Origin of the sequence: Cryobacterium soli (genome assembly GCF_003611035.1) — a bacterium.
Lineage (GTDB): Bacteria > Actinomycetota > Actinomycetes > Actinomycetales > Microbacteriaceae > Cryobacterium > Cryobacterium soli.
Window position 1 is genome coordinate 4324954 of sequence record NZ_CP030033.1, and the last position, 11991, is coordinate 4336944.

General features: G+C 67.8%; 16 protein-coding genes. 15 read left to right on the top strand and 1 reads right to left on the bottom strand.

The genetic code is table 11. The features are described from left to right. Position 1: 1 nt before the first annotated feature. The 10 genes from DOE79_RS20110 (at position 2) to DOE79_RS20155 (ending at position 6778) form a co-directional block, all read left to right on the top strand. On the top strand, positions 2–238 hold the full coding sequence (locus tag DOE79_RS20110) for an RNA-binding protein (protein ID WP_066596208.1): 237 nt from the start codon (positions 2–4) through the stop codon (positions 236–238). A gap of 21 nt (positions 239–259) precedes the next feature. Next, the gene (rimM, locus tag DOE79_RS20115; RefSeq protein ID WP_120340017.1) at positions 260–871 is read left to right on the top strand and encodes a ribosome maturation factor RimM; all 612 of its coding nucleotides are present in this window, start codon (positions 260–262) and stop codon (positions 869–871) included. Positions 872–964: 93 nt separating this feature from the next. Beyond that, positions 965–1819: a formate/nitrite transporter family protein gene (locus DOE79_RS20120; protein WP_120340018.1), complete on the top strand. Its 855-nt coding sequence runs from the start codon at positions 965–967 to the stop codon at positions 1817–1819. Positions 1820–1829: 10 nt separating this feature from the next. Continuing rightward, positions 1830–2639 carry a tRNA (guanosine(37)-N1)-methyltransferase TrmD gene (trmD, locus tag DOE79_RS20125; protein ID WP_120340019.1) on the top strand — a complete coding sequence of 270 codons (810 nt, stop codon included), beginning with the start codon at positions 1830–1832 and terminating at the stop codon, positions 2637–2639. 10 nt (positions 2640–2649) lie between these two features. Beyond that, on the top strand, positions 2650–3183 hold the full coding sequence (locus DOE79_RS20130) for a hypothetical protein (protein WP_120340020.1): 534 nt from the start codon (positions 2650–2652) through the stop codon (positions 3181–3183). 215 nt (positions 3184–3398) lie between these two features. After that, on the top strand, positions 3399–3743 hold the full coding sequence (gene rplS, locus DOE79_RS20135; RefSeq protein WP_066596200.1) for a 50S ribosomal protein L19: 345 nt from the start codon (positions 3399–3401) through the stop codon (positions 3741–3743). A 119-nt stretch (positions 3744–3862) separates the two neighbouring features. Further along, positions 3863–4609 (top strand): signal peptidase I, encoded by a 747-nt coding sequence (gene lepB, locus DOE79_RS20140; RefSeq protein ID WP_120340021.1) that lies wholly within the window; start codon positions 3863–3865, stop codon positions 4607–4609. Between the two features lie 13 nt (positions 4610–4622). Then, positions 4623–5267: a ribonuclease HII gene (locus DOE79_RS20145; protein WP_120340462.1), complete on the top strand. Its 645-nt coding sequence runs from the start codon at positions 4623–4625 to the stop codon at positions 5265–5267. 25 nt (positions 5268–5292) lie between these two features. Next, complete coding sequence (locus DOE79_RS20150) at positions 5293–5616, top strand: DUF2469 family protein (RefSeq protein WP_066596196.1); 324 nt, start codon at positions 5293–5295, stop codon at positions 5614–5616. A gap of 37 nt (positions 5617–5653) precedes the next feature. Next, the gene (locus tag DOE79_RS20155; protein ID WP_120340463.1) at positions 5654–6778 is read left to right on the top strand and encodes a dipeptidase; all 1125 of its coding nucleotides are present in this window, start codon (positions 5654–5656) and stop codon (positions 6776–6778) included. Positions 6779–6793: 15 nt separating this feature from the next. On the opposite strand, the gene DOE79_RS20160 is transcribed toward DOE79_RS20155, so the two are convergent. Continuing rightward, positions 6794–7246: a nitroreductase/quinone reductase family protein gene (locus DOE79_RS20160; RefSeq protein WP_120340022.1), complete on the bottom strand. Its 453-nt coding sequence runs from the start codon at positions 7244–7246 to the stop codon at positions 6794–6796. A 141-nt stretch (positions 7247–7387) separates the two neighbouring features. On the opposite strand from DOE79_RS20160, the gene DOE79_RS20165 reads away from it, so the two are divergent. The 5 genes from DOE79_RS20165 (at position 7388) to DOE79_RS20185 (ending at position 11985) form a co-directional block, all read left to right on the top strand. Further along, the gene (locus tag DOE79_RS20165; RefSeq protein ID WP_120340023.1) at positions 7388–7912 is read left to right on the top strand and encodes a DUF1269 domain-containing protein; all 525 of its coding nucleotides are present in this window, start codon (positions 7388–7390) and stop codon (positions 7910–7912) included. Positions 7913–8036: 124 nt separating this feature from the next. Next, a complete protein-coding gene (locus DOE79_RS20170; RefSeq protein ID WP_120340464.1) occupies positions 8037–8393 on the top strand; it encodes a YraN family protein in 357 nt (118 codons plus the stop codon). Beyond that, on the top strand, positions 8393–9925 hold the full coding sequence (locus DOE79_RS20175) for a YifB family Mg chelatase-like AAA ATPase (RefSeq protein ID WP_120340024.1): 1533 nt from the start codon (positions 8393–8395) through the stop codon (positions 9923–9925). Before DOE79_RS20170 ends, DOE79_RS20175 begins: the two co-directional genes overlap by 1 nt. Then, entirely contained in the window at positions 9922–11262 is a 1341-nt protein-coding gene (locus DOE79_RS20180; protein ID WP_120340025.1) for a DNA-processing protein DprA, read from the top strand. Before DOE79_RS20175 ends, DOE79_RS20180 begins: the two co-directional genes overlap by 4 nt. 9 nt (positions 11263–11271) lie before the next feature. Further along, entirely contained in the window at positions 11272–11985 is a 714-nt protein-coding gene (locus DOE79_RS20185) for a TIGR02391 family protein (protein ID WP_162942865.1), read from the top strand. Positions 11986–11991 lie beyond the last annotated feature (6 nt).

Consider the following 11991-nt stretch of genomic DNA (forward strand, 5'->3'; position numbering starts at 1 on the left):
TTTGCTCGCTCCCGCGCTTGAGCACCTCGTCAAGGGGATCGTTGATCACCCGGACGACGTGCACGTTGTAGCCCAGAACTCACCTCGTGGCGAGGTGCTCGAGGTTCGTGTGAACCCCGAGGACCTCGGCCGGGTGATCGGCCGCGCCGGTCGCACCGCCAAGGCGCTGCGCACTCTCGTGGCCGCGCTGGCCGACGGCAAGCGCGTGCGGGTCGACGTTGTCGACACGGACTTCTGAAGCGGTAGTGACTAGCCCCTCATGAGCGACGACAGCACGACCCCGGCCACCCAACTGCGGGTGGGGCGCCTCACCAAGGCCCATGGCCTCAAGGGCGCCATCAAGCTGGAGCTGTTCACGGATGACCCGGGACGACGTTTCGTCCCGGGCGCCGTGTTCACCCTCCAGGTGCCGACCAGTTCCCCCTGGCACGGCAAGACCATCGAGCTCGTCGAGTTGCGCTGGTACAACCAGCACGCCGTGGGGTTCTTCAAGGATGTCCCCGACCGCGAGGCCGCGGAGACCCTGGCCAAGGCGATCCTCTGGATCGATCAGGACCCGACCGAGCAGACCGACGAGGAAGACGCCTGGTACGACCACCAGCTGGTCGGCCTCGCCGTCGTGCGCGACGGGGTGCAGATCGGCACGCTGACCCGCCTTGAACACCTGCCTGCGCAGGACCTTCTCATCGTGAAGACCGCCGCCGGCGAGGTGATGATCCCCTTCGTCAAGGCGATCGTTCCCTCCGTCGACGTCAAGACCGGCGTCATCACGATCACACCTCCTCCCGGACTGCTCGAAGAGCTCCCGGAGGAACCGGACACCGATGAACCGGCAGCGACGCCGACTACTCCCGACGCCCAGGACGCATAGACGCGCCTCGGCCAATTCACGGGGAGAGGCGCGCCGCGCCACACCTACTTCACGTTCGTAGCGATCGCGGCCGTTGAAGAGGAGTACCGTCGCATGTCCTATGTGAAACCCGACCAGCTGATCGATTCACTCGTTCACTCCGGGGTCGTCAAGACCAACCTCACTGCCCAGCAGATGTTCTTGCGCGGCACCCTGTCCGGCGCCATCCTCGGTGCGGCCACGACGCTGGCCCTCACCGCGGCCGCTCAGACCGGTCTGCCGATCGTGGGCGCGCTCGTCTTCCCGGTGGGGTTCTGCGTGATTCTCATGCTCGGCCTCGAACTGGTCACCGGCAGCTTCGCGCTCATCCCGCTCGCTGTGCTCGAGGGGCGCACCACCATCGCGAAGGCCGCGAAGAACTTCGCCGTCGTCATCCCGGCGCACATCTTCGGCGCCGGCCTGTACGCCGTGCTCTACGTGGGCGTCATCACCTACCTCGGCACCGACACCACCGACCCGATGATCCAGGCGATCATCCACCTGGCCGAGCACAAGGTGCTGCCGTATGAGGCTGTCGGGGCCGGCGGCATCCTCGTCGTGGTGGTCAAGGCCATGCTCTGCAACTGGATGGTCGCGCTCGGCACGATCATGTTCTACACCTCCACCTCCGCGGCCGGCAAGATCCTCGGCATGTGGCTGCCCGTGCTCACCTTCTTCGGTCTCGGCCTCGAGCACGCGGTCGTGAACATGTTCGTCATCCCGGCCGGCATGCTGCTCGGCGCGAACATCAGCTTCGGCGAATGGTGGGGCTGGAACACCGGTCCCGTTCTGATCGGCAACTTCCTGGGTGCCGTGCTCTTCACCGCCCTGCCGCTGTACTTCTCGCACCGCAAGACCGTCAACCGGGCCGCCTCCGCGCACGACGAGGACACCCAGGCCGCGCCGGAGCTCACCGGCGCCCACTCGTAGACTGGCTCCTATGCGCATCGACATCGTCAGTATTTTTCCGGAATTCTTCGGTGTGCTGGACATCTCCCTCCTCGGCCGCGCCCGGCAGGCCGGTTTGATCGATCTCTCCGTGCACAATCTGCGCGACTTCACCCACGACCGGCACAACACCGTCGACGACACCCCTTATGGCGGCGGCGCCGGAATGGTGATGAAGCCGGAGCCGTGGGGGGAGGCGCTGGACAGCATCCTGGCCCAGTCACCGCTGAGCGCTGCGGGTGCCGTAGACGCCGAGTCGACGGATGCGCCGGCCGGCGACACCGGCCCTGTCCTCATCTTCCCGTCGCCGGCGGGGGAGCAGTTCACCCAGGCGATGGCCCGCGAGCTCGCGTTCGAACCGCACCTGGTCTTCGGCTGCGGCCGGTACGAGGGCATCGACCAGCGCGTGGTGGACCACTTCGCCACTCGCGGCCGGGTGCGGCTGGTGAGCCTGGGCGACTACGTGCTCAACGGGGGAGAGGTGGCCGTGATGGCCATGATCGAGGCGATCGGCCGCCTGATCCCCGGCGTCGTCGGCAACCCGGAGAGCCTCGTCGAAGAATCCCACGAGGACGGCCTGCTCGAGTACCCCAGCTACACCAAGCCGTCCAGCTGGCGCGGGCTGGACGTGCCCCCTGTGCTGCTCAGCGGCAACCACGGCGCGATCGCGGCCTGGCGCCGGGAGCAACAGATCGAGCGCACCCGCCTGGTTCGCCCGGACCTGCTGCCCGACGAGATGACCGCCGACGCCGGGCTTCTGCCCGCAGCGAACTCCAAGGCTCGGCGGGGCTCCCGCGGGTAATCTGGGCACTGTGATTCTCCGCAGGGTCTTCTACTACTGGCAGTTCGTGGCCGTTGTCGCGCTTCCGCTCTGGCTCATGGTCGCCGCATCCATCTTCGGCACCACGGCTTGGCAGGTGCTCGGCGCCACCTTCGGTGCCGTCGCCATCGGGTTCGGCCTGCTCGTGGTGAGCCTGCTCTTCCTGGCCCGACGGGAGGTGCGCCTGGACAAGGCTGTGTCCTGGGCAGACGTGGGCGTGCTCACCGGCTGGCACGTGCTCATCGTGCTGATGGGCGTGTACTCCGTCACCGCGCCCTGGCTCTCGGTCCTCGTTGTGCTGGTCGGCCTGGCCGCGTTCTGGTTCGCGCTCTGGGAGCTCTTCGACGCGGCCCGCAAGCGTGTCCGCGAGGCCCTGGTGTACATCGACGAGACGGCCAGATTCGGCACGGTTCCGACCGGTTCGCCCGCGTTCCCCACCATGACGAATCCGGCGGCGTCACGACCTGACGCGGCACCGGCAGACCCGAGCGTGATCATCATCCAGGAGAAGCACGACGAGCGCTAAGCGCCCAGTACTCGGCAGTGGAGTGACGCTTTTGGCGTGTGGCCCCGTTTAGTGGCAGAATAAGCGTTTGTGCCGCGGCATGTCTCTGCCACAGGGGAGCTGCATTCATATCGGCACGCACACACTCAATTGGTCGCCACCAACTCACAACACGTGAGCGGGCGGGGCGCCACTAAAACGTCCTCGACCTGTGGCGGGTACAGAGAGCGAAGAACATGCATATTCTCGACCAGGTCGACGCGCCTTCACTGCGTTCAGACATCCCCGAGTTCCGCGCGGGCGACACCGTCAAGGTCCACGTCAACATCGTTGAAGGCGCACGCTCGCGTGTCCAGGTCTTCCAGGGTGTTGTCATCGGCCGTTCGGGCGAAGGCGTCCGCGAGACCTTCTGCGTCCGCAAGGTCAGCTTCCAGGTCGGCGTCGAGCGTACCTTCCCGGTGCACTCTCCGGTGATCGACCACATCGAGGTCGTCACCCGCGGTGACGTGCGTCGCGCCAAGCTGTACTACCTGCGTGGCCTGCGTGGCAAGAAGGCCAAGATCAAGGAAAAGCGCGACTAAGCATCCCGCGAACCGGCACTGCCGCGCCGCCAGGTCTCAACCCTGAGCGTTTTCGCAGGACGCTGGATTTCCCCCTGAGCTCCTCCCCGCTAAACTGGGCGAGGAGCTCAGGCGGTTAAATGACAGACAACACTCTGCCCTCGCGATCGCATCGCCTGGAACCAGATTCGCCGCGCAAGAAGCGCGGCGTCGCGATCTTCCTTCGCGACCTCTTGATCATCTTCGTGGTGGCCCTGCTCATCTCGTTCCTGATCAAGACTTTCCTCGTGCGCTCGTTCTACATCCCCTCGGGGTCGATGGAGAGCACACTGCTGGTGAACGACCGCATCATCGTGAACCAGCTCGAACCAGGCCTCATCCCGGTGTCTCGCGGTGACGTCGTGGTCTTCCGGGACCCGGGCGGATGGCTGCCGCCCCAGGCGCCCATCGAGCAGAACCCCATCGTGGCCGCTCTCGACTGGACCCTCTCGGTAGTCGGCCTGTCCGCACCCGACAGCAACGACCATTTGATCAAGCGCGTCATCGGCCTGCCGGGCGACCACGTCGTCTGCTGCAACACGCTGGGGCAGATGAGCGTCAACGACGTTCCCCTGATCGAACCGTACGTGCTGCTGCCAGTCGGCCAGACGAGCGTCTCCAAGGACGCCTTCGATGTGGTCGTGCCGGAGAACTCGCTCTGGGTGATGGGCGACAACCGTTACGACTCGCTCGACTCGCGGTATCACCCCACCACCCCGGGGAAAGGCTTCGTGCCGCTGGACAACGTCGTGGGTCGCGCCCTCGTGATCAGCTGGCCGCTGAACCGGTGGAGCTGGCTGGACGACTATCCCGAGGTGTTCCGCGGGGTCGAGGACGCCGAAGAGTGACGCGTCGGTGATGATGGCCGTGGTTGAGCCCACCCTCGAGGTCGAGATGGCCATGCTGGCCGCCGGAGCGACCTGCGTCATCGGATGTGACGAGGTGGGCCGGGGCGCCCTCGCCGGTCCCGTGGCCGTCGGCGTGGCCGTCGTCACGGCCGATGTGGGCGCCTTCCCCGTGGGCCTGCGCGACTCCAAACTGCTCAGCGAACCCCGCCGGGAGCTGCTCGCGCCGCTGGCCGCGGCGTGGGTGCGGCACAGCGCCGTCGGGCTCGCCTCTGCCCAGGAGGTCGACGCCCACGGCATCATCGCCGCCCTCGGGCTGGCCGGCAAGCGGGCCCTCGCGCAGCTGCACGCCGCCGGCGTCGACATCGTCGGCGGGGTGGTCCTGCTCGACGGCAACGACGATTGGTTGAACAAAGCACTCGCCACCCCGTTGTCGGTCGTGACACGCGTCAAGGCCGACCAGGATTGTGCGTCCGTGTCGGCAGCATCCGTGATCGCCAAGGTGCACCGCGACAGGCTCATGATCGCGGCCGACCTCGGCACCCCCGGCTACGGCTGGTCAGGAAACAAGGGCTACGGCAGCGCCCAACACATGGCCGCCCTCGGCACGCTCGGCGCAAGCGAGCACCACCGGCTGAGCTGGCTCAAAATCGCGGGGTAGCTTCAGCGCGTAGGATTGTCTCACCATGGAAGAAGACGAATTCGAGGACTACGACCGCGAGGTCGAGTTGGCCCTATACCGCGAGTATCGAGACGTTGTGGGGCAGTTCCAGTACGTCGTCGAAACCGAGCGCCGGTTCTACCTGGCCAACGAAGTCGAGTTGGTGCGGCGCGATACCGAACATGACTTCTATTTCGAGCTGACCATGAAGGATGTCTGGGTCTGGGACGTCTACCGTTCCGACCGGTTCGTGAAATCGGTGCGGGTGCTCACGTTCAAGGACGTCAACGTGGAAGAACTCGCGTCGAAGGAATTCGAGCTGCCCAAGGAACTCGCACTCGACGAGTAGCCACCCCGGCCGGTCGCCCGGCTGCTAGCGTGTGCGGATGAACGCGCGCAGCACCCCACCGAGCACCCCCGCCCACAGTGTTTCCGGCGTCGAGGCCCAGGCCGCCGTGGACGCGGCCCTCGAACTTGCTCCACTCATCGACGGGCACAACGACTGGGCCTGGGAATGCCGCGAGAACCGCGGGTACTCCGTCGAAGGCCTGGACACGAAGCTGGACACCGACACCGACATCGACCGGTTGCGCGCCGGCCGGGTGGCCGGCCAGTTCTGGTCGGTGTACGTGGAGGACACCCTGGAGGGCCCCTCCGCCGTGCAAGGCACTCTGGAGCAGATCGACTGGGTGTACCGGCTCGCCGCCCGGTACCCGGACACCTTCGCGATCGTCACGAGCGCGGCCGGCGTGGAGGCAGCCCGGGCCGACGGGCGTATCGCCTCCCTGCTCGGCGCCGAGGGCGCCCATTGCCTGAACGATTCACCGGGTGTGCTGCGGATGCTCGCCCGACTCGGCGTGCGGTACCTCACCCTCACTCATGTACACAACACCAGCTGGGCCGACTCCGGCACCGACGAGCCGGTGCACGGCGGGCTGACCGCCCGTGGCGTGGAGTACATCCGGGAGCTGAACCGCCTGGGCATGCTCGTCGACCTCTCGCATGTGTCCCCGGCCACCGCGCATGCCGCGCTGGATGTGTCGAGCGCCCCGGTGATCTTCAGCCACAGCTGCTGCCATGGTGTCACGGCGCATCCGCGCAACGTGCCCGACGACGTGCTCGCCCGGTTGGCCGGCAACGATGGCGTGCTCATGGTCACGTTCGTGCCCCAGTTCGTCTCGGCGGAGTACGCCGCCTGGTTCGACGGCGATCAGGGCGGCCCGGCGCCGAGGGTGACGCTCGCCCAGGTGGCCGACCACGTGGAGCATGCCCGGGTGGTGGCCGGCATCCGCCACATCGGGCTCGGCGGTGACTTCGACGGTACCGACGAGTTTCCCGAGCAGTTGGAGGGCGTGGACGGCTACCCGGCCCTGCTTGTCGAACTGGCCGGTCGAGGCTGGAGCGCCGCCGACCTCGCGGCCTTGGCCGGCGCGAACGTCCTCCGGGTGCTGCGCGCCACGGACGTGGCCTTCGCCGGGGGAGGGTCGACGACCACCGGCCTCACCGTCTGAGCGGGCCGCACCCGTTCACGGCGTGCGCGGCTCGCAGATGACGACGGGGATGTCGCGGCTGGTCTTGCGCTGGTAGCCGGCGTAGCCGGGGTTGGCTCGCACGATGAGGGGCCACAGCTGCGCCTTTTCGGCCTCGCCGGCGGTGCGCGCCCGCATCGGGCGGGTCACCCCGTTCTCGGTGAGTTCCACGTTCGGGTCGGCGACCAGGTTGAGGTACCAGTACGGATGCCGCTCGTCGCCGCCCTTGGACGCGATCAACACCACCTTGCCCGGTTGGTAGACCGGCGCCGTGAGCATGGTGGATCTGCGGGCGCCGCTCTTCCGGCCCGTGGTGTGGAGTTCCACGACCGGCATGGGGCCGATCTTCCAGCCCAACCGGCCGCCGGAGAGCACCACCAGCGACCGGTGGGCGGCGTTCATCACGCGCATCATCAGATCGGTCGAACGGTGGGCCAGAGTCCTCGTCATGCGAACAGCCTACGACCGCAGGCGGTTGACACCCGGGCGGGGGGTGAGTAGCTTCCGCATCGAGCGCTGAGCGGACGCCCAGACCAGGCGGCCCGTCCGCGCCCGAACCAACCAGCCGCCCCCTACGAGCAAGGAGTTCCCATGTCTGACGATTCCGTCTTCCTCTACCTCGGCGTCTACCCCGACACGGCCACGGCCGAGGCCGATCTCGAGGTGGTGCGCGAGCTGCACTCCGACAAGGTCATCGGCACCTATGACGCCGCCGTGGCGACCAAGGAGGCCGACGGCACCGTGCAGGTGCGCCGCAAGACCAGTAAGCACGCCGGGTGGACCGGTGTGGCCGCGGGCGCCGTCCTCGGGCTCCTCTTCCCGCCGTCGATCATCGGTACGGCCATCGTGGGCGGCGCGGCCGGCAGCATCGTCGGACACTTCTGGCGGAGCCTGGACCGTGGAGACCTCAAGGAACTCGGTGAGATGCTCGACTCCGGTGAGGCCGCGCTCATCGTCGTGGGCAAGGACCGCCTGGAGGAAGAGTTCCGCAAAGCCGGTCTCGTGGCCCAGAAGCACATCCAGAAGGAGCTCAAGGTGGACGCCAAGGAGCTGGACAAGGAACTGGACCAGGCGTCGGCCGAGTTGCAGAAGCAGGCCCGCAACGACACCTACTGACCGGCCTGACCGGCGACCCGCGCCCGTCCTCCACAGGTAGCTCCGCCGCTCTAGTTCTGCACACCCTGCGCCCCGGCACCGCCGGCCGGCTGGGCACCTGTGCACCCTGGTGGCGGAGGTGCTCGTGGCACGCAAAGACGAAGTGGGCCGGCGCGGTGAGGACTGCGCGGCGGAATACCTGGCGCGGGCGGGCTACACGCTGCTGGAGCGCAACTGGCGGTGCAGCCAGGGCGAGATCGACCTCGTGGTGGCCAAGGACGGCGACATCGTGTTCGTCGAGGTCAAGACGCGTTCGGGCACCGGCTACGGGCATCCATTCGAGGCGATCACGGTCGCCAAGCTGGCGCGGTTGCGGCGGTTGGCCGGAGCCTGGTGCGAGCAGTCCGGGCTACGGGCCCGCCGGATCCGCATCGACGTCATCGCCGTCATCGCCCCGACTGGCCACGAACCCGTCGTGGAACACCTCGAGGGCGTCTTCTGATGGGGCTGGCCCGCACCCGGTCCGTCGCGTTGATCGGGCTGGCCGGCTCGATCGTCGAGGTGGAAGCCGATATCTCCAGCCAGCTGCCGGGCCTGCGCCTCATCGGGCTGCCCGACGCGGCGCTGGCCGAAGCCGCGGAGCGGGTGCGGGCGGCGGCCAAGAACTCCGGTTGCGCGCTCAACCCGCACAAGCTCACGGTGAACCTGTCTCCGGCCGCGCTGCGCAAACACGGTTCGGGGTTCGACCTCGCCATTGCCCTGGCCTGCCTCGCCGCGGATGGCGTCGTGCCGGCCGAGTCCGTTGGCGCCGTGCTGCACATCGGCGAGCTGGCCCTGGACGGCAGGCTCCGGCCCACCCCGGGGATGCTGCCCGCCGTGATCGCGGCGGCCCGTTGGGGTTACCGCACCGTGATGGTGCCGGCCGGAAACGCCGACGAGGCGGCGCTCGTTCCGGGCATCCGGGTGATCGGCGTCGCGTCCCTCCGGGACGCCCTGATCTGGCACGGAGCGCGGCTGGAGCCGATCACCGTGGACGTGCTGACGGCCCCGGCCGAGGAGGACAGCGTCGACGAGACCCTGGACCTCATCGACGTGGTGGGCAACGACGAAGCAATCCTCGCCCTGCAGGTGGCCGCCGCGGGCGGTCACCATGTGTTCATGCTCGGCCCGCCCGGTGCCGGAAAGACCATGCTCGCGGCCCGGCTGCCGGGGCTGTTACCTGATCTGGGACCCGCCGCCTCCCTCGAGGTGAGCTCACTGCGATCGTTGAGCGGCCGTCCGGTCGGGCGGTCCCTGATCACCCGACCCCCGTTGGAGGCGCCGCATCACACCATCACCGCTGCGGCCATGGTGGGCGGTGGCAGCGGCCAGATCCGGCCGGGCGCCGCGGCGCGGGCCTCGCACGGGGTGCTCTTCCTCGACGAGGCTCCCGAATTCGCCGCGGCCGTGCTCGATGCGCTGCGGCAGCCGCTGGAATCCGGCCGGATCAGCATCCACCGCGCCAATGCGGTCGCGCATTTCCCGGCCCGGTTCCAGCTGGTGCTCGCGGCCAACCCGTGCCCCTGCGGCCAGTACGGCACCGGGGACGACTGCAGCTGCGCTCCGAACTCGCGGCGGCGCTATCTCGCCCGCCTCTCCGGGCCCCTTCTGGACCGTATCGACATCCAGCTCGCCGTGAAGCGGGTGAGCGCGGCGGAACTCCGCCTGTCCGCCGATGGCGGGCGGCTGTCCAGCGCCGTCGCACGGGAGCGGGTGCTCGCCGCACGGGCCGCTGCGGCTGAAAGGCTGAAGGACACGCCCTGGACCCTCAACTCCGAGACGACGGGTCCGTGGTTGCGGGGACGTCAGACACGCTTGGCCGGCTCCGTCACGGCGCTGCTCGACCGGGCCCTGGAGCGCGGCGGCATCACCATGCGCGGCTACGACCGGGTGCTGCGGGTCGCATGGTCGATAGCCGATTTGACCGGAGTCTCCCGGCCGGGTGCGGACGAAGTGGGGCAGGCGCTCTACCTGCGGAAGGGAATGGCGTCATGAACCTGTTCGGCCTTGAGGAGAAACTCGTGCGGTCCTTGGCCGGCGGCGTGCGCCCCGGGGGTGCCCCAGTCGGCGGCGCGCCGAGCGGCGACGCCCGTGAACGTCCGGACGGTCATGACCAGGTGGACGGACCGGACCCGGCCGCACCGATCGAACTGGCTGCTGATGCGGAACTCTTCGCCCGGGCGGCGTGGACCACCATCGCCGAGCCCGGCGACGGCGTGGCCGGGGCCGTCGTCGAGCGGCTCGGGGCGGTGCGGGCGCTGACCGCCGTCGTGGAGGGCTGGTCGCCTGAGCGGCTGTCGGCGAGTCTTAACGTTGGCGTCGACGAGAACGGGGCTGGAGACCCGGCCGGCCTGCTCGGGGAGCTGTCGCAGGCGTTGTCCCGATGGCGCCCCCGGTTGTCGTCCGCCGAGGTGATCCGGTCCCTGCAGCAAGCCCGCCGCACACACACGGCGCTGCTGCTGCCGGGTGACCCGCTCTGGCCCGACGGCGTCGACGACCTGGGCCGGCACGCCCCGCTGGCCCTGTGGTGGCGCGGACGCCCAGAGGCCCTGGCCGCGCTTCGCCATTCGATCGCCCTGGTCGGCGCTCGGGCGGCCACCGGGTACGGCGAACACGTGGCCATGGAGGCCTCCGCCGGTCTGGTCGACCGCGGCCTGGCCATCGTCTCGGGCGCCGCCTATGGCATCGACGGCATGGCGCACCGCTCGGCTCTGGCCAGCAACGGAACCACTGTGGCGTTCCTGGCCGGGGGAGTGGACCGCTTCTATCCAAGCGGGCACGATGCCCTGCTCACCCGCATCGTGGAGGCCGGCGCGGTGATGAGTGAGCTGCCGTGCGGTGCGGCCCCGACAAAATGGAGGTTCCTGCACCAGAAATGCAAATCGTATGCGTGGGCTAGTGCGCTAGCTGCTCTCGAATGGATCGAGGGCTTCAGCCGCGCCGTGTCGGGGGCAAATCCAGACGACCATGATGCGCTCCGCGGCGATTGGCTCGGGATCAAGGATGGAGCCGCACTCGGGACACCGGGGCGCGGGAGGGAAGCCGTCCTCGTCGACCTCGGCGTCCATGGTCTAGAAGCCGAACTGGATCGCATCGTCGATATTGGCGTCTGTCCAGAACTCGGTGCGCAGAGCCGCGCGCTCGGGCACGGTGGACTCCGGGGCGAATCTCACAATGAACGCGGCTCGTTCGTCCTCGGGGTAACACAGAGTGCTCATGGCCATGAGGGTAGCGGCTTAGTGCCGAGGGGCAAGGTGTTTTCATGTTCGGCGAGCCGCCAGATTTCGCGCGCGTTAGTTTGGAAGGCATGCGTGACGCAAGGGGAGCGGTAGCGTCAGGGTGTGAACAATGACTGGGCGCTGTCGAAATTAGATGAGTTTCTCGCACTGAGTGAAATGGTGTGGAGAACACAAAGTGGTAGCTCGTTTCCGGAGGTTGCCGGAGGCGTTACGGCGGTTACCCAGTCCGCTCAGGTGGTTGAGAAGATCTTGGATCGCGTGACGCCCGCTTGGCGCAAAAGTCTTGTCAACGATGACTATGAACCATGGCAGCCCACTCGGCTCGCGGTTATGAGAGCGCAGTCTGAAATTAGGAACTCGGCCGAGGTCGCTCAAATGCTTGGCGAAGACGCACCCGCGATGAGGGCGGACGCGATGCACAGGTGGGCATGGGACGCTGCTCGCTCGCTCTGGCAGAGCGGCCATTTCGGCGAGGCAGTTCGGGCAGCCACAGTGAAGCTGAACGCGGAAATGCAGAACAAAGTTGGTCGCCGCGATGTAAGTGAAACGGCATTGTTTCAGCAGGCGTTCAGTGCTGATGCGCCTTCGCAAGGATCGGCGAGGCTTCGCCCAGTGGGGGATGACGGCGGCAAGACGGCGCTCAGCGTCCGCAGGGGCATCGTCTCCCTGGCGGAGGGCTTGTTTGCGGCAGTTCGAAACCCCGCAAGCCATGATGTCTCAGAGGGCATTCTGAGCGAACAAATTGCATTGGAGCAACTTGCGCTGGTGAGTCTCCTGGCCCGCTGGGTCGAGGGTTGCACGGTGGTTCGCGAGTAGCTACGT